Here is a 16,818-nt window from a genome sequence, read left to right as displayed (position 1 = left end):
CTGAAATATTTCCCCTGTAGGAGCGAGCCTGCTCGCGAAAAACGTCCGGGCACCGCGTTCATTCAGGCTGCCCGCGTTATCGTTGACGTCCATCGCGAGCAGGCTCGCTCCTACAGAGGTTTACGGTGGGTCGAGGTTATCCAGCACCCGATTCACCGCCAGCTCCCCCAACATGATCGACTGCTGAATCCCCAACAGTGTGTGGCCCTGTGATCCCTTCAGGCCTCTGGCGAAGTCACTGGCCATGACATTGGCTGATGCCAGCGACATACAGGCGTATTCCAGCAAGGTGTGGTTGTCGATGTCGGGGGCAATGAGGAAGATCGTGCCGGGTTGGCGTGGCGCGTCTGGATCGGTATCCGGTGGCTTTGGCGTATGGGTCATGATTCAGCGTCCTGAAAAAGAAGGGTGGCAGCTGTACGCAGGTTAGTAGACCGGTCCACATCAATCCGGCGCACCCGAAGGCGCCCTGCGCACAGCTACCGTCAAGGGCAGGTATAGAGATACCTGCCTATCAGGAGCGCCAATGCGCTAGATATGGAAAGCGAGCTACTAAACCCGACCACTGACAATCAGTGACGCGAATCAAGTTAGCGATGCCCCTCAAAGCGCACAAGCCGGCGGATTCTGGAGTAGTTGTAGGTAACGCCGCAAGGCGCTGTAGCCTGTCGGAAGCACTTCAGAAAAGTCCCACAAACAGTGGTGAAGCTTCTGATCTTCTGTAGGAGCGAGCCTGCTCGCGATGGTCGTTAACGATGACGCGTGTTTCCTGGATTAACGCGGCGTTCTTTAGTTCATCGCGAGCAGGCTCGCTCCTACAGTCAAAAACCCAGAAACGACAAAGGGCGCCTTTCGGCGCCCCTTCACAGACAGGTCGGCTTGTCATCGCCCTGTACCTGCCTGGCTCTGCGATAGCTGGTTGCCCAGGATCCTCAGAGTCTCACAAGCCCCGTTCGGGGACATTGGCAGTATTTCAGGTGCTGGCGTGTAATTTCAAGCCCAATGCCTTAACGACTTTCAGGATGGTGCCGAACTCCGGATTCCCCTCACCTGACAATGCACGATAAAGACTTTCCCGAGAAAGCCCCGCATCCCGTGCGACCTGAGTCATGCCGCGAGCACGTGCAATAGTCCCTAGTGCTTTGGCGATGAACGCAGGGTCATCTCCCGCCTCTTCCATGCAAGCATCCAGGTAATTAGCCATGTCCTCTTCGGTCTTGAGGTACTCGGCAGAGTCCCAGCGAGTGAATTGTTCGGTCATGGGTTTTGCTCCTGCCAGGATTTCGCAATGAGCCTGGCTTGTTTGATGTCACGGGGTTGGCTGCTTTTGTCTCCGCCACAAAGGAGAATGACCAACTGGCTGCCTTGCTGCATGAAATAGATCCGATAACCGGGACCATAGTCGATACGTGCTTCACTCAACCCTTCTCCGATGGCTTTTACATCACCGAAATTCCCATCGGCCATGCGGTCAATTCGCACCTGAATACGCATCCTGGCGCGACTATCGGCCAGCTTTAACAGCCAGCCAGAGAATGTTGAACTTCGAAGGATCTCCGTCATGCACCGAGTGTAGCCGTTGAGCTACACCCGCTCAACCAGTCTTTCTGATGTGTCGACGCCCGGCAGACAAATCAATTCACTGCAAAGCAGTCACACCTCCAACGGCTCAACCTTACGCGTCAGCAACTCCACAAACGCCTTGGCCATCGGCGACTTCTGATCCTTGCGCTGCACCAGCCACACCGCCGACACCGCCGCCGGATCGAGCAAGGGCCGATAGACCACGCCATCAATGCGCATCCGCTGATAAGACGCCGGCAGCACCGACACACCAAGCCCCGCCGCCACCAGCCCGATGATGGTCATCGCCTCGCCGGCCTCCTGGGCGAAGTGCGGGCTGAAGCCGGAGTCCCGGGCCAGGCTGAGCAGCTGCGCATACAGGCCACTGCCGTAGCTGCGTGGAAAAAACACAAAGGGCTCAAGCGCCAGGGCTGACAGGAACAAGCCCTCCTCACTGCCCTCTACCAAGGGGTGCTTGGAACTGAGCACCGCGACCAGTGGCTCGCGCATCAGTTCGACCACGCTGAGGCAGTCCGGCAGCCCGAGTGGGCGCATGATCCCGACTTCAATCGACTCGTCCACCAGCGCATCGGCCACCTGGGTGCTGCTCATTTCCCGCAGGTTCAGGTGCACCGCCGGGAAGCGCTGGCGGAAAGAGAAAATCGCCTGGGGAATGGTCGAGTTGAACGGCGCCGACGAGGTGAAGCCGATTTTCAGCTCACCCAACTCGCCCAGTTGCGCCCGTCGCGCGACATCCGCCGCTTTGTCGACCTGCGCCAGCACCAGCCGCGCCTCCTCCAGGAACAGCCGACCGGCCTCGCTCAGCTCGACCCGACGATTGGTACGTTCGAACAACCGGGCGCCGACTTCCTGTTCCAGCGCCTGAATTTGCTGGCTCAGCGGTGGCTGGGAGATACCCAGCACTTGTGCGGCGCGGCCGAAATGCAGTTCTTCGGCGACGGCGATGAAGTAGCGCAGATGACGCAATTCCATGGAAACCCCATTAGGTCGTAAAAGCTATCAAACAGGTCGAACAATATATTGGATTGAATCATTAGCCAGCTATATGCTTTTTTCACTGCCTGACCGGCTGCGCCCTCCGAGGTCCCACGTGAAAACTGCTGTCGCCCCACTCGCCCATGAAGTTTCACCTTCAGCGCCGGACGCTATCGCCGCTGAGCTGGCGGAGATCTACATCGAAAAAGGCACCCCGGCGTTCATGCGCACGGTGCTGGCGTTGTTCTGCGGCGGTTTTGCGACTTTCGCCCTGCTCTACTGCGTGCAGCCGATGATGCCGCTGCTGTCCGACGAGTATTCCATCAACGCGGCGCAAAGCAGCCTGATCCTGTCTATCGCCACCGGCATGCTTGCCATCGGCCTGCTGATCACTGGCCCGATTTCCGACCGTATCGGGCGTAAACCGGTGATGGTGGCAGCCCTGTTCGCCGCTGCGCTGTGCACCATGGCCAGTGCGATGATGCCGAGCTGGCACGGTGTGCTGCTGATGCGTGCGCTGATCGGATTGTCGTTGAGCGGTCTGGCGGCGGTCGCCATGACCTACCTGAGCGAAGAGATCCACCCACAGCACATCGGCCTCGCCATGGGTTTGTACATCGGTGGCAACGCGATTGGCGGGATGAGCGGACGCTTGATCACCGGGGTATTGATCGACTTCGTCAGCTGGCACACGGCGATGCTGGTGATCGGTGGCCTGGCGCTGATTGCCGCGGCGGTGTTCTGGAAAATCCTCCCCGAATCGCGCAACTTTCGCGCCCGCTCGCTGCACCCGCGCAGCCTGCTCGACGGTTTCACCATGCACTTTCGCGACGCCGGCCTGCCGCTGCTGTTTCTAGAAGCCTTTGTGCTGATGGGCGCGTTCGTCACGCTGTTCAACTACATCGGCTACCGTCTGCTGGCCGCGCCGTACCACATGGAACAGGCCTTCGTCGGGTTGCTGTCGGTGGTGTACCTGTCGGGCATCTACAGCTCGGCGAAAATCGGCTCGCTGGCCGACCAACTCGGCCGCCGCAAAGTGCTCTGGAGCACCATCGCGCTGATGATCGGTGGTCTCGCCCTGACGATGTTTACGCCATTGCCGCTGGTGATCATCGGCATGCTGATCTTTACCTTCGGCTTCTTCGGCGCCCACTCGGTGGCCAGCAGCTGGATCGGCCGCCGCGCCACCAGGGCCAAGGGGCAAGCATCGTCCTTGTACCTGTTCAGCTACTACGCCGGGGGAAGCATCGCCGGTACGGTGGGTGGCGTGTTCTGGCACCTGGGCGGCTGGAACGGGATCGGGTTGTTCATCGGCACGCTGCTGGTGATTGCGCTGCTGATCGCGTTGAAGCTGGCGAAGTTGCCGTTGTTGCCGCAGAACACCTCGGCTACTTGAGCGCCACCCGCGCCTCCAGGGCATCGTCACGCTTCTCCAGCGTCAGGGTTTGTAGCGCGACGCCATCGCGCTCGATCCCATCGAGCCACTGCATCAAGGGTTGCGCGTTGCCATTGAGGGTCACGCGCAGCAGATCGATTTCACTCTCCATCTGACGGATTTCCAGCCCCGCCGCCGTGGCGCTTTCGCTGATGCGCAGCGATAGCGGTTTTTCGCTGTCGACGGGGACATGGCTGCGCGGTAACGCCCGTTGCAGTTGCGCGGCCAGCCCCGCCTGCTGTTGATACTGTCGCTCGACTGTTTCCAACCGCTGCCGGGTCGGTTGCCAGATCAGGCTGAAAGCCACAACCGCCAACAAAAAAGCCCCCGATACCTGCAGCAGCCGCTGTTCGCGCACGGAAATGCGCCGCCATGCCTGCTTCATGCCTCGTCCTCCACGGTGAGGGTGGCGTGCACCCGGTCAGCGGCTTTGTTCGCGCTGTCGAGCCTCACGGGCATGCCTTGTTGTCGCCCGCGTTCCCGCAACTGCTCCAGCTCGGTAAAGCCGCTGGCGGTCAGCTGGATTTTCCAGCCTTCGCCTGCTCGAAACTCGATGCGCTGGACCTCGACCGGGCTGGCGCCAATCACCTGTTCTATCAACCGGACCAGCCCGGCAATGCGGGTGTTTTGCGATTCGACAGGCTGGCTTTGCAGGGCCTTGAGTTGCGCGGCCATGTCGACGATGCGGCTCTGTTCAGGGTAGAGCGCCTTGAATCGCAGTTCATTCTGGATTGCGAGGCGGCTGGCTTCGCTGTCGAGGAAGCGGATCCGCGTCTCGCTGGCACCCCAGGTCAACAGCGCCAGCATCAACAGCGCCCACCCGCCGGCACGCCAGGGCAGACGGTTGCCCCGTGGGGCGAATGCGCCTTGCAGCAGGTTGATGGCCCGGGTCGGGCGCTGAGCCAGGCATTGGTCGATGACGGCGGGGGACTCACGCTCATCCAGCCATTGCATATCCTTGGGCAATGACGGAGTGAGCAGCGCCAGGTCGTCTTGCGACATCGCCAGGCGCGCGGACAGGCCTGCACCCAACAACCAGCGCCCGAACCACCAGGCGCCGCACGGCTGATCGCCGGACAACAGATCGGCATCGACGAACACCCCGCGCACCTCAATACCCGCTTCGCGCAGCAAGTCGAGCACGGCGGCCAACCGTTCGCGGCCAATGACCATGACCGGGTAGCAGCCGTCACGATCACGAGCGCCAACGCTCAGATGCACAACTTCCAGCGCTTCACTCAGTTGATCTTCCACGGCGTAGGCCATGGCCTGGGCTTCGGGCCTGCGTCGCGAAGGCCATGGCTCGCTGCGAACCCAACTGCACAGTTCCATGGGCAGCAGCACATCAACCGCCTGCCCCTGCAATGCCGAGGCCGCCTGATTCAGTGGCATCGGCTGACGTTGACAGGTTGGCGACCACAGGACGCAGGGCCAAAGGCCGGATGGCGCGTCCTGCCCCTCGGCGGTCAGGTAAAGCCAAGTGTTCATCGCGGTCTCTCGTGGCTACTCATGGGAAGAAAACGTCGTTGCAGCACCGTCAGTTGTCGAGCCTTGGGGTCGTGCCCGACATCCGTGGCCAGGTGCAGTTCGCGCCCGTCCCGGGTCACCTGCACCTTTATCCGATACCAGCGGCTTTGGGTACCAAGTCCGTGATTGCTCAGGCCCTGCCCGGAGAGCAGCGGGTCCTGGGTAAACGCCTGAACGCTCGCCCAGGGCGTGGTTGCCGCCTGACGCGCCAGCGCATCGGCGGTCGCGGCGTCCACCTCGCCGAGTGTTCTCAACAGCAGCGCCGGCGCGGTGTTGATGTTCAAGGCGGTGTCGGTTGGCAGCAGCGCCACCCAGGGCTCCAGTCGCTGCAGCAGGCGAGCGTCAATGTCAGGCAGCAAGCGCAGTTGGCTCAGTTCCCCCAGCGGCCCGACCTGGCTCAGTAGCAGAGGAGGCAGTTCAAGCAATTCGAGCAGGCGCGCCCAACGGTTGAGGGTGACCTGATCCACCTGCCCCTGGCGTAACAACGCATTGAGATTGAAGCGCCCGGCGAGGTCATCGATATCGATTCGGATCTGCGCATCTTCAACGTCGAAACCTGGCGCCATGGCCGTCCAGCCTTGAAACCGCTCGACGGGTTTTTCCGCGTCCTGTAACGCGTCGCGCAACAGCAACAACGCCCAGGTTTCCCCGTCCGATGCGAGCTGCCGCAGCTGCATCTGCAGCAACTGTTGCCCACTGCTTTGCAGCGAAAGGTGATGGCTGCGCAACAAGCCGCCGGTGATCAGCAGCGCCAGGCTCATGACCAGCAATACACTGATCAACGCAATGCCGCGTTGGCGCCCGTTCATGGCAATGCACCCGGCATCGGCAACACCCGACGAATCGATTTGAAGCGCCCGGCCGAGATTTGCACCTCCAGCGCCATGAGCGTCTTCGTATCCTGCCCGGCCGACCAATGAGCGACCCAGCCGGACTGGCTGTCGAACAGACGCCAGCGCAACTCACGAACACCTTCGAGCAGTCTTTGCCGTTGCACGAACTCCGTACCTTCGCCCTGGCTTTCGCGCCACAGCACGCTGCCTTCGAGTCGATAGGTCAGTATCTGGCGCTCACTGCGCGGTTGGTCCAGAGGATTGCGCCAGTGACTGCGCTGGAACTGAAAAAGCGGCGGTGCGAGCACCATCGGCTGCGCAGCGACGTGCAGCAGATCCCGCTCGATCACCGCCATCGCTCGTTGCAGGTTCCTCAGCTCTCGCTCGTGGGCCGCCGTGCCCTGTTGCACTCGCAGCACGCTATCGAACAAGCCCCAACTGGCCAGCCCCAGCACGGCGAAGATGGCCATGGCGATGACCAGCTCCAGCAAGGTGAACCCCCGCTGCCTACTCATGGCTCGCGGGTATCCAGCCGCTGGCACGATACAACGCGTGCGCACTGTTCGCCGGGCTGACCTGAATGTCGACCTGGAGTAAACGCAGATCGCGGGCGGCGCTGATGTGCTGTTGCAGCACCCAGTCGCGCTGATCCATGGACACGACCTGTTGTTGCTGGCCGGCCGTCAGGCCGGATTGCAGGCGTAGCTCGTTCAACCGGTTATCCGCCAGCCACGCCGCGAACAGCCGTGTCTCGACGGCGTTGCGCTGCTTCACCGCATATTGACTGGCCGACAGCACGGCTGCCGCCAGTGTCGCGAAGACCGCCAGGGCCACCATGATTTCCAGCAGCGTGAAGCCGCCCATGGACGACAAGGATGACCGGCTAGCCATCGATCGCCACCTCGCCGATGCCATCGCCGGACAGGCTCAACCAGGTCCTGTTGCCGGACTCGAATGTCAGCGTGAAGGCACTGGTTTCATCGTTGCTGAGCAACAGCAACTGCGGCGGGCCTTCTTCGGCGTCCAGCCCTACCGCATAGCCGTCCTGCTGCAAACGTACCCGCACGCTCAGAGGCCAGTCAGTCAGTTCCTTCACCGGCTCCCACCCACGAACTCCCAGATGCATCAGCCGGTAGCCACGGGCACTCAGCCGCAGGCCATATTCCCGGCCTTCGAACACCGCACGCTCACGCAACTGATGAATCACCTGAACCATCGCTTCGGCTTCCTGCCTGACCTCGCGCGCGGGACTGCCCCCACCGACAAAGCTCACCATGCCCAGCAAGACGCCAACCACGACAATCACGATCATCAGTTCCAATAACGTAAACCCCCGACAGCGGTAACCCACGGATCAATGGCCCCAATTGCCGATTTCGGCGGCAAACCCTTCGCCGCCCGCTACGCCATCGGCACCCAGGGAATACAGGTCGTAAGTGCCGTCTACCGACCGTACACCCGGGTTGAGGTACTGATAAGGCGTGTTCCACGGGTCGACCGGCATGCTCTTGAGGTAGCCCTGAGGGTTCCAGCCACGCGCCACGGGCAGTCCGGAGGGACGCTTGACCAGCGCTTCCAGGCCTTGCTGGGTCGATGGGTAATGGGCGTTGTCGAGGCGATACATTTCCAGGGCTGTGGCGATGGCCTGGATATCGATTCTGGCGGCAGTGACCTTGGCTTGATCGGGGCGGCTCATGAACTGTGGCACCACGATAGCCCCCAACACGCCGATGATGACTACCACCACCATGATTTCGATCAGGGTAAAACCGCGTTGCGCGCGGGAAAGTTTTTTGCAGACAGGTTGCATGGATCAATTCACCAATTGGTTGAGGCTGAGAATCGGGAGCAGGATGGCCATGACGATCAGCAGCACGACGCCGCCCATCAACACCAGCATGGCCGGCTCGAAGAGGCCCACCACCAGCGCAATGCGCGCGGCGAGGCTGTTTTCCTGTTGTTCGGCGGCCCGGGCCAGCATGCGGTCGAGTTCGCCGGCACGTTCGCCGCTGGCGATCATGTGCAGCATCATCGGCGGGATGTCACCGCTCAGCTCCAGGCCACGGGTCAGCGTTGCGCCTTCGCGGACCGAGCGGGCGACATCGACCATCCGCGCGCGGATGGTCAGGTTGCCGATGACCGCGGCAGCAATTTCCAGGGCGTCCACCAACGGCACGGCACTTTTGCCGAGGATTGCCAGGGTGCTGGCAAACCGTGCGGCTTCCATGGCACGCAGCACTTCACCGAGGACTGGCGCATTCAGCACCCAACGATGCCAGCGCAGACGCCACTGCGGCTGCTGCCAGCTCCAGCGCCACAGGCCGAACAGCGTCGCCAGCAAGCCCATCAACAACAGGAAATGGTTGCGCAGGCCGTTGCTCACGCCAATCAGCGCCTGGGTCAACCAGGGCAGCGTCTGGCCGCTGTCGACGAAGATCTTCACCACATCCGGTACCACATAACCAAGCAGAAAACCGACGATTGCCAAGCTGGCCAACATCAGGATCAACGGGTACACCAGGGCCATCTGGATCTTTTGCCGCGAGGCCTGGCGGGCCTGGGTGTAGGCCGCCAGTTGCTCCAGCACATGGCCCAGATGCCCCGAGCGTTCCCCGGCGGCCACGGTGGCGCGGAACAACTCGGGGAAGGCCCTGGGAAACTGCCCCAGTGCCGAGGCCAGTGCGTGGCCTTCCATCACCCGGCCTCTGACCGCCCAGAGCAAGCTCGCAACCTTGCGCTTCGAGCTCTGCTTCGCCACCGCATCGAGCGCTTCCTCCAGGGGCAGTCCGGCCTGAACCAGCGTTGACAGTTGCAACGTCAACAAAGCCAGGTCCGCTGCACTCAGGCGTCCACCTCGCGACTGCTGACCCGCACCGCCGCCCCTGACCTCGGTCAAGACACGCGGCCACAAACCACGTTCACGCAACAACTGTCGCCCATGGCGGGGCCCATCGGCCTCCAGCCGTCCCTTGCAGGATCGTCCCTGGGCATCGCGGGCGCGGTAGTCGAAGGTCGGCACCGGTCAGTTCTCCTGGGTCACACGCAGCAACTCATCGAGACTGGTCAACCCTTCCAGCACCCGCTGGCGCCCGTCCTGGAACAGGCTGCGCGAGACCTTGCGCGTTTCGTCGACGAGGATTTGCTCGCTGGCGCCCTGATGGATCAGCGCCGAGACGGCGGGTGTGACGCTGATCAGCTCGTAAATGCCAATGCGGCCGCGATAGCCGTGCTGACACTGTTCGCAGCCCGAGGCCTTGAACAGGGTGTGCGGCGTGCTCGTGTCGAGCCCAAGACGCTGGCAGGCCGCCGCATCGGCGAGGTACGAAACCTTGCAATGAGGGCACAAGGTGCGCAACAGACGCTGGGCCAGAACGCCCACCAGCGAGGACGCCAGCAGATAGGCATCGACGCCCATGTCTACCAGCCGCGTGACCGCGCCGGCCGCGCTGTTGGTGTGCAAGGTCGAGAGCACCAGATGCCCGGTCAAGGACGCCTGGACAGCGATTTCGGCGGTTTCGCGGTCACGGATTTCGCCAACCATCACCACGTCCGGGTCCTGGCGCAAAATCGCCCGCAGGCCCCGGGCGAAGGTCATGTCGACCTTCGGATTGACCGGCATCTGGCCGACACCCGGCAGGTGGTATTCGATCGGGTCTTCGACCGTCAGGATGTTGCGGGTCTGGTCGTTCAGGCTGCTCAGGGCGGCGTACAGGCTGGTGGTCTTGCCGGAACCGGTCGGCCCGGTCACCAGCACAATACCGTGGGGCTTGCCCAACAGATGGCGCAGGGCCGCGAGGATATCGTCCGGCATGCCCAGCCGGTGCAGGTCCAGGCGCCCGGCCTGCTTGTCGAGCAAACGCAGTACCACCCGTTCGCCATGGGCCGAAGGCAGCGTCGAGACCCGCACATCGACTTCATGCCCGGCCAGGCGCAAGGCCATTCGCCCATCCTGGGGTACGCGTTTTTCCGCGATGTCCAGGCGTGCCATGACCTTGATCCGCGACACCAGCAGTGTCGCCAGTTCGCGCTTGGGCCTGAGCATTTCACGCAGTTGGCCATCCACCCGCATACGCACCGACAGGTACTGTTCGAAGGTTTCCAGGTGCACATCCGAGGCATGCTCACGCACCGCTTCACCGAGCAACGCGTTGATCAGGCGAATGATCGGCGCGTCGCCCTGTTGCTCCAGCAGGTCGGCGGTTTGCGGGACCTGATCGACCAGGCTGAGCAAGTCCAGTTCTTCGTCCAGCCCTTGGGCAACTTGCTCCACCGCACTGCGCCCCTCGCGATAGGCCGCCGCCAGGCGCGAGGCGTACTCATCGGCCCCGACGATTTGAAACGGCAACGCCCGTCCGCACACCCGGCGCGCTTCCGCCAATGCGGTGAGCGGCGCATCACTACGCAGGGCAAGGCGCAGGTCGTCGCCGTCATGCTCCAGCAACACACCAAAACGCCGGGCGAAGCCGAAAGGCAATTGCTCGCAGAGTTCGCTCATGGATTCACTGCGCCTTGCCGCGCAAATCGAACATTGGCGCGTCGGTGGCCGGTTCGAACAACCCGCGCGCCTCGGATGGCAGCAACAACGAGTTGTTTTCCCCCGCCCCTGATTTGCTCAAGTCACGCAGCGCGTTGTAACGCTGCTGGCTGACCTGGGACAGGTCTTCCTTGCTGCGCACGATGGTCGGGCGCAAGAACACCATCAGGTTGCTTTTGGTCTGGGTGTCACGATTCCAGCGGAAGATAGCGCCGAGGTAGGGAATGTCCCTCAACAGCGGCACGCCGCTTTTCTGGGTACGCACGCTGTCCCTGATCAGGCCGCCGATCACGATGATTTCGCCATCGTCGGCGAGGATGGTGCTCTTGAGCGCTCGCTTGTTGGTGATCAGGTCCGAGGAATCAATGCCCGACACCGAAGGCGCGATGTCCGACACTTCCTGCTCGACCTCCAGGCGTAACGTCGAGCCTTCGTTGATGTAAGGCTTGATCTTCAGGCTGATGCCGACGTCCTTGCGCTCGACGGTGGTGAACGGATTCTCCGCGCCGTTGCTGTTTGTGGCATAGGAGCCGGTCTTGAACGGCACGTTTTGGCCGACGATGATTTCGGCTTCCTGATTGTCCAGGGTCAACAGGCTTGGCGTGGACAGCAGGTTGCTGTGGGTGTTGCTGGCCAGGGCCGAAACCAGCGCACCGAAGCGGTCGCCGCCCAGTTGCAGGATCGCCCCTTCCGGCGCCGATCTTTTCTCGTCGAACTTCAGCCCGCCGATGATCGGAATGTCGGTGCCGGGAAAGTTGATGAAGCCCTTGGCGTCACCCGTGTTGAGGTTCCACTGCACACCGACGGCCTCGGCGATGTCGCCGGAGATTTCGACGATGGCGGCATGGATCAACACCTGGGCCCGTGGCTGGTCCAGCTGACGCACGATGTTTTCGATGGTCCGCACCTGCGCGGGTTCGGCGATCAGCACCAGCGCGTTCTGGCTTTCGTCGGCCTTGATCATGAAGGCTGCACCGCCAGACGTGTCCTTGGCGCTGCCGACGGCGGAAGTCTGCTTTCTGCCCTGCCCCATCGACTCCAGAATCTCGGCCAACTGCTTGGCATCGCTGTGACGCAGGCGAATCACCCGGGCATTGTCGAGGGTCGTGGTGGCCGGCGTATCGAGACCTCGGGCCAGCTCGATCAAGCGCTGGCGGACGACCGGCGGACCAATGAAAATCAGGCGATTGGTCCTGGTGTCGGCCAGCACCTGTATGGCTGACTCGGCATTGCGCTTGCCCATGGAGGCCTCGATCACCGGCGCGACATCGCCCGCCTGGGCATGCTTGAGCTGGACCACCGCGTGCCGGTTGTTCTGTCCGGAGTCCAGTTCACGGATCACCCGGGCGATGCGCTTAACATTGGCGGCCGTATCGGTCAGCACCAACGCGTTGGCCGACACCGAGGGGCCGACATAGCCATTGGCAGAGACCAATGGCCGCACCAACCCGGCAATATCGGTGGCGCTACCGGTGTTCAAGCCGATGACTTCGGTTACGAACTGCGACGCCGTGGTGGTTTTTACCGTGCCCTGGCCGGCCCGTGTCCTGGCCTCGGCAACCGGGGTGATGAGAATCCGGTCGCCCTCATCGATCACTGTGAAGTTATGGGCATCGAGTACCGAATAGAACAACCGGCGCACCCCTTCACGATCGAGGGCCTGCCGGGACATGACGGTGATTCGACCGGAGACTTTGGGGTCCAGTACCACGGTGGTCCCCAGAATGTTGGAGATCTCTTCGACGATGTCGCGCAGCTCTGCGTTGTTCATCGCCAGTTGCCATTTTTCTTCCTCGGCCTGAAGTGTGCCTTGGGAAAGCGTTAGCGCCATGGCGACGAAAAAAAGCACCGGCCGCAGTGCTTGTGCACCGAGAAAGCTATTCATGAAGTTGATCACTCTGTCGGCCCGGCAAGCGGGCTAAAAAAACGCGGAGAAACGTTCGGCACTTGCGGCTTGCCGTGGGGGGCGAGCCGTTGCAGGAAACCCGTGACGGGAGGCTGGAGCGTCAACAATTCCTCTCGGCCCTTGCTCCACAACACCGCGTGATCGGGCTCAACGCGACGCAAGATGCTGCCACCGGGCAGGCGCTCGCCGACCTGGTAGATGCGCGCGCCTTGCGAGTCTGCCAGCAACACCCGGGACAAGCCGTGAGTGACGACGAAGCTTGCCTTCAAGGTCAGCGGTTCCGCGCTCGGCAGCAATTCGGCACCCGTCGTCAGACCGAGCACCGTTGCAACCGCCGTTGCGTCGAGCGCTTGACGGGGTGCGGGAGCGGTTCGCGAGGTTTCGACCGGTGCCGGCAGCACCAACTGTTCGCGATAGCGCCACTCCTGCCAGCCCAGGAACGCCCCATAGGCCAGCGGCACAACCAGCAGGCTCGCCTTGCTCAAAAGCAAGGCAAGTCCGGTCAAGCGTTCGCGCGAAAACATCACCATGGCCTCACTCAAGTCGCCCGGACCCAGGCTTGCCACACAGGCGCAAAGACATCCGTTGCAGCACCCGGTGGTTGCAGGCCTCATGCACGATGACGGCGCCGATGTGCGCGACCAGCAGCAGCGACAGCACCACACATACCCACGTGTGAACCGTGACGAACAGAACGATCAGTTGTGGATCGCTTAACGGCTGATCGATCTCGATCACCCCGAATACATCGATCGGGCGATCCATCATCAACACGCCGGTCACCAGAACGGCACCGACGAAGAGGTAAATCAATGCGTGGGCAAACAATGCGAGCACTTCGACAAGCGACAACGACTTCATGCCCGAAAAACGGGTATGAGTGAAAAACAGAAACAGGCGCCACAGGTAAAACGGTATGAACACTGTCGTCAGCGAAACATTGAAGAACGCAACCGACTCCTTGATGTGCACTGACACCTCGAAACCAGCCACAAGAAAACCAGACAGCAAGGTCCACAGGATCACCGCGGCAGACAACCAATGCAGCAGCACGCGCTGTCTGGAATAACCCGAAACAGTCATTTTCAACTCGATCAACGTCAGAAGAATAAAGCTTCAGGCGATCGGCTACCGATCGCCTGAAGTGCTACAAGGGGGACTTACAACTTGTTCCACGCCATGTGCCAGTGGGCACCGACACCTGGTTCAAAACCGTTGGCAGTGGGGCTGTACTGCTTGCAGTAACCCGACTCGGGGAATGGCTTGCACTCAAAGACTTCGTTGGTCTTCGGTTGCAGAACCTTGGTACCGGCGGTGTAGTCGCCGAGGCCTTCAGGGAACACGAAATCGTATTCGACGCCGGCGCCTTCGCCAGTCAGTTGGGTGGTCTGAGTGTCCTGACGGGTGGTGCGGCCATCCAGGGTGGTGCCGACCAGGGTCAGGGTGTGCGCACCCGGGTTGCTGCGTACATCCATGGACAGCCAGGTGGAGCCACTGGCCACTTGTGCCGACGTGGTGCCTACCGGTTTGTTGTTCTGGTCGAGCAAGGTCGCTTCGACGTTCATCGGGCGGTTCGAGATCATGCTGAACTCGACCTTTGCCCGGCCTTTATCCAGAACGTATTCGGCTTGCTGCGAGGCCACCGACATGCGCGCTGCGGTGTCTTCCTTCATGTCCAGTTGCACTTCGTAGCGGGTTACACCGCTTTCTTTTTGTGCGTACAGCGTGTTGTTGCCCCGGATCGGCTCGATGTTGCCGTTTTCATCACGAATACCGGCGCGGATGAGCTTGTGGGTCGCGTTGATTTTTTCCGCCAGCTTGAAGGACCAGTCTTGCGGCGAGCCTTCCTCAGCGTTGTCGATGCTGATTTCGACGCTGTAATCCGGGTTCTCGCCATTGGCGGAGAATGCGCGGGCCTTGACCTTGTCGCCGACTAGCAGCTCGGTCGCGGCGGAAATACTGCCTACGGAAGACCAGCCACCCGGTAGCGCCGGTTCAGCGAGAATGTTCACGTCGGCGGCGTTATAAAACGCTGCATCGGTATCACCGACGGTCCAGATCGCCAGGATGACATGCTGGCCGGATTTATCTGCCGGGATAGTGCAGTTGTGCTTGTCGCTGTTAGACGGCATTTTATTGCCGCCATCGACGGTGCAGAACGGGGTACTTTCGAAGGTGGCGCGCTTGAGCGATTCGTTCGGATTCCAGCCGTTGCGGCTGATGAAGTACTCGTGTTTGGTGGCCGGATGAACTGCCTTGTAATGCCATTGGAAATCGATGTTGCGGTCCTTGATTTCCGTCAGGTGCCAACGGGTGGCGGACTGCGCATCCATGGCAGAGAACAGCGAGTGACCACCGCTGGCGATCTTGCCATCGACCGGTCCCTGCAAGGGAGCACCGCCGACGCCGGCCGGAAAGCCTTTGAAGGTTTCACCAACACTCTGCGGCTCGTACTGGGCGCCACCGCAGTTGGTGTTCAAGCCTTTCTGGCAAGCCAGCGCGCGCGAAGGCGGCACTTCCAGATAGCCATGGGCGGAAACGGTTTGAGAGGCCAGCATTGCCGATAACAGGATCATCGATGAAGTGCAGGCGGTTAAGGCACTTCTCTTTTCAAACTTGATTTTCATGATGTATTCCAGACTGCTTATCGAAAACAGGGCGCCTTGTGGGCGCCCCTGTTCGCTTCGTGATTGTTCGGCGATACGCCGGACAAGGGCCTGGAACCTTACGGGGATGGAAGAAAATTCTATGTAGGAGTAATCGCCGCACGAGGCAGGAACAGTCTCTCCATTCCTCGATCCGACAAAGAAAGAAAACATTCTTACAACAAGTGATGCTTTATCGATTGAGCTTTTGAACGGCACAAAAAAACCTGTCCGGCACGAGGCGGGACAGGCTTTGTCGAAACGGGCAATCGCTATTCGTGATACTGCGCCGACAGCTCATGTACCGCGCGCAGGAACGCGCCAGCATGTTCCGGATCGACTTCCGGCGTGATGCCATGGCCGAGGTTGAACACGTGGCCGCTGCCTTTGCCGTAGCTGGCCAGGATGCGCCCGACTTCCGCGCGAATCGCTTCCGGCTTGGCGTAGAGCACGGTCGGGTCCATGTTGCCTTGCAGGGCGACCTTGTCGCCGACACGGGCGCGGGCGCTGCCGATGTCGCAGGTCCAGTCCAGGCCCAGTGCATCAGCACCAGCGTCGGCGATGCTTTCCAGCCACAGACCGCCGCTCTTGGTGAACAGGATCACCGGCACCTTGCGGCCTTCGTGCTCGCGGATCAAGCCGCTGACGATTTTCTTCATGTAGGCCAGGGAGAACTCCTGGTACGCCGCCGCCGAGAGGGCGCCGCCCCAGCTGTCGAAGATCTGCACCGCTTGCGCACCGGCCATGATCTGGCCGTTGAGGTAGCTGGTGACCGTCTGCGCGAGCTTGTCCAGCAGCAGGTGCAGGGCTTGCGGATTGTCGTAGAGCATGGTTTTAGTCTTGCGGTAGTCTTTCGACGAACCGCCTTCGACCATGTAGGTGGCCAGTGTCCATGGGCTGCCGGAGAAGCCGATCAGCGGCACACGGCCGTTCAGTTCGCGGCGGATGGTGCTGACCGCGTCCATCACATAGCCCAGGTCTTTGTGCGGATCAGGAATCGGCAGGGCCTCGATGTCGGCCAGGGTGCTGACGACTTTCTTGAAGCGCGGACCTTCACCGGTTTCGAAGTACAGGCCTTGGCCCATGGCATCGGGGATGGTCAGGATATCGGAGAAGAGGATCGCCGCGTCCAGTTGTGGATAGCGGTCGAGCGGCTGCATCGTGACTTCGCAAGCGAACGCCGGGTTCATGCACAGGCTCATGAAATCACCGGCCTTGGCACGGCTGGCGCGGTATTCAGGCAGGTAGCGACCGGCCTGACGCATCATCCACACGGGGGTGACGTCTACGGGTTGCTTGAGCAGGGCGCGCAGGAAACGGTCGTTCTTCAGGGCAGTCATGTCGGCATCCGGAAAAAAAGTGAGGGCATTTTCTCAGAG

The 16,818-nt window shown here is 61.4% G+C and carries 19 protein-coding genes; 1 reads left to right on the top strand and 18 read right to left on the bottom strand.

Going from position 1 to position 16,818, the window contains the following annotated elements; all coding sequences use genetic code 11:
* Positions 1-120: 120 nt before the first annotated feature.
* From AC1RP7_RS07525 to AC1RP7_RS07510, 4 genes are all read right to left on the bottom strand, one after another.
* Positions 121-384, bottom strand: coding sequence for a DUF6124 family protein (locus tag AC1RP7_RS07525; protein WP_090452716.1), 264 nt, complete (start codon positions 382-384; stop codon positions 121-123).
* A 589-nt stretch (positions 385-973) separates the two neighbouring features.
* Positions 974-1,261, bottom strand: coding sequence for an addiction module antidote protein (locus AC1RP7_RS07520; RefSeq protein ID WP_007943750.1), 288 nt, complete (start codon positions 1,259-1,261; stop codon positions 974-976).
* Positions 1,258-1,563: a type II toxin-antitoxin system RelE/ParE family toxin gene (locus AC1RP7_RS07515; RefSeq protein ID WP_090452714.1), complete on the bottom strand. Its 306-nt coding sequence runs from the start codon at positions 1,561-1,563 to the stop codon at positions 1,258-1,260. Before AC1RP7_RS07515 ends, AC1RP7_RS07520 begins: the two co-directional genes overlap by 4 nt.
* Before the next feature lie 90 nt (positions 1,564-1,653).
* Positions 1,654-2,556, bottom strand: coding sequence for a LysR family transcriptional regulator (locus tag AC1RP7_RS07510; RefSeq protein WP_090452712.1), 903 nt, complete (start codon positions 2,554-2,556; stop codon positions 1,654-1,656).
* 118 nt (positions 2,557-2,674) lie between these two features.
* Here AC1RP7_RS07510 and AC1RP7_RS07505 point away from each other — a divergent pair, with 118 nt between their 5' ends.
* Positions 2,675-3,955: an MFS transporter gene (locus AC1RP7_RS07505; protein ID WP_057712332.1), complete on the top strand. Its 1,281-nt coding sequence runs from the start codon at positions 2,675-2,677 to the stop codon at positions 3,953-3,955.
* Here AC1RP7_RS07505 and AC1RP7_RS07500 read toward each other — a convergent pair.
* The 14 genes from AC1RP7_RS07500 to hemE all read right to left on the bottom strand — a co-directional run bounded on the left by AC1RP7_RS07500 (position 3,948) and on the right by hemE (position 16,779).
* Entirely contained in the window at positions 3,948-4,379 is a 432-nt protein-coding gene (locus AC1RP7_RS07500; protein ID WP_493181546.1) for a type II secretion system protein M, read from the bottom strand. The genes AC1RP7_RS07505 and AC1RP7_RS07500 overlap by 8 nt on opposite strands.
* Complete coding sequence (gene gspL / locus AC1RP7_RS07495; protein WP_493181545.1) at positions 4,376-5,482, bottom strand: type II secretion system protein GspL; 1,107 nt, start codon at positions 5,480-5,482, stop codon at positions 4,376-4,378. The genes AC1RP7_RS07500 and gspL overlap by 4 nt, the downstream gene beginning before the upstream one ends.
* Entirely contained in the window at positions 5,479-6,330 is an 852-nt protein-coding gene (locus AC1RP7_RS07490; protein WP_493181544.1) for a type II secretion system protein GspK, read from the bottom strand. The genes gspL and AC1RP7_RS07490 overlap by 4 nt, the downstream gene beginning before the upstream one ends.
* Positions 6,327-6,869: a type II secretion system protein GspJ gene (locus AC1RP7_RS07485; RefSeq protein ID WP_493181543.1), complete on the bottom strand. Its 543-nt coding sequence runs from the start codon at positions 6,867-6,869 to the stop codon at positions 6,327-6,329. The genes AC1RP7_RS07490 and AC1RP7_RS07485 overlap by 4 nt, the downstream gene beginning before the upstream one ends.
* On the bottom strand, positions 6,862-7,245 hold the full coding sequence (gene gspI, locus AC1RP7_RS07480) for a type II secretion system minor pseudopilin GspI (RefSeq protein WP_493181542.1): 384 nt from the start codon (positions 7,243-7,245) through the stop codon (positions 6,862-6,864). Before gspI ends, AC1RP7_RS07485 begins: the two co-directional genes overlap by 8 nt.
* Positions 7,238-7,705, bottom strand: coding sequence for a type II secretion system minor pseudopilin GspH (gene gspH / locus AC1RP7_RS07475; protein ID WP_340312405.1), 468 nt, complete (start codon positions 7,703-7,705; stop codon positions 7,238-7,240). Before gspH ends, gspI begins: the two co-directional genes overlap by 8 nt.
* Before the next feature lie 3 nt (positions 7,706-7,708).
* Entirely contained in the window at positions 7,709-8,164 is a 456-nt protein-coding gene (gspG, locus tag AC1RP7_RS07470; RefSeq protein WP_493181541.1) for a type II secretion system major pseudopilin GspG, read from the bottom strand.
* Between the two features lie 3 nt (positions 8,165-8,167).
* Entirely contained in the window at positions 8,168-9,373 is a 1,206-nt protein-coding gene (gene gspF, locus AC1RP7_RS07465) for a type II secretion system inner membrane protein GspF (protein WP_493181540.1), read from the bottom strand.
* Between the two features lie 3 nt (positions 9,374-9,376).
* Entirely contained in the window at positions 9,377-10,849 is a 1,473-nt protein-coding gene (gene gspE, locus AC1RP7_RS07460; protein ID WP_492587309.1) for a type II secretion system ATPase GspE, read from the bottom strand.
* 4 nt (positions 10,850-10,853) lie between these two features.
* Entirely contained in the window at positions 10,854-12,773 is a 1,920-nt protein-coding gene (gene gspD, locus AC1RP7_RS07455; RefSeq protein ID WP_493181539.1) for a type II secretion system secretin GspD, read from the bottom strand.
* Positions 12,774-12,781: 8 nt separating this feature from the next.
* Positions 12,782-13,324: a hypothetical protein gene (locus tag AC1RP7_RS07450; RefSeq protein WP_090452688.1), complete on the bottom strand. Its 543-nt coding sequence runs from the start codon at positions 13,322-13,324 to the stop codon at positions 12,782-12,784.
* A gap of 4 nt (positions 13,325-13,328) precedes the next feature.
* Positions 13,329-13,877, bottom strand: a complete 549-nt coding sequence (locus tag AC1RP7_RS07445) for a cytochrome b (RefSeq protein ID WP_493181538.1) — start codon at positions 13,875-13,877, stop codon at positions 13,329-13,331.
* A 77-nt stretch (positions 13,878-13,954) separates the two neighbouring features.
* Positions 13,955-15,421: an N-acetylglucosamine-binding protein GbpA gene (gene gbpA, locus AC1RP7_RS07440; RefSeq protein ID WP_057712345.1), complete on the bottom strand. Its 1,467-nt coding sequence runs from the start codon at positions 15,419-15,421 to the stop codon at positions 13,955-13,957.
* Positions 15,422-15,711: 290 nt separating this feature from the next.
* Positions 15,712-16,779 carry a uroporphyrinogen decarboxylase gene (gene hemE / locus AC1RP7_RS07435; protein WP_057712346.1) on the bottom strand — a complete coding sequence of 356 codons (1,068 nt, stop codon included), beginning with the start codon at positions 16,777-16,779 and terminating at the stop codon, positions 15,712-15,714.
* Between the last annotated feature and the right edge of the window lie 39 nt (positions 16,780-16,818).

It is taken from the genome of Pseudomonas sp. GW822-FHT01E03, from assembly GCF_058802985.1.
Note: the sequence above shows the minus strand (reverse complement) of the source record. Positions and strands in the feature narration are given on the sequence as shown.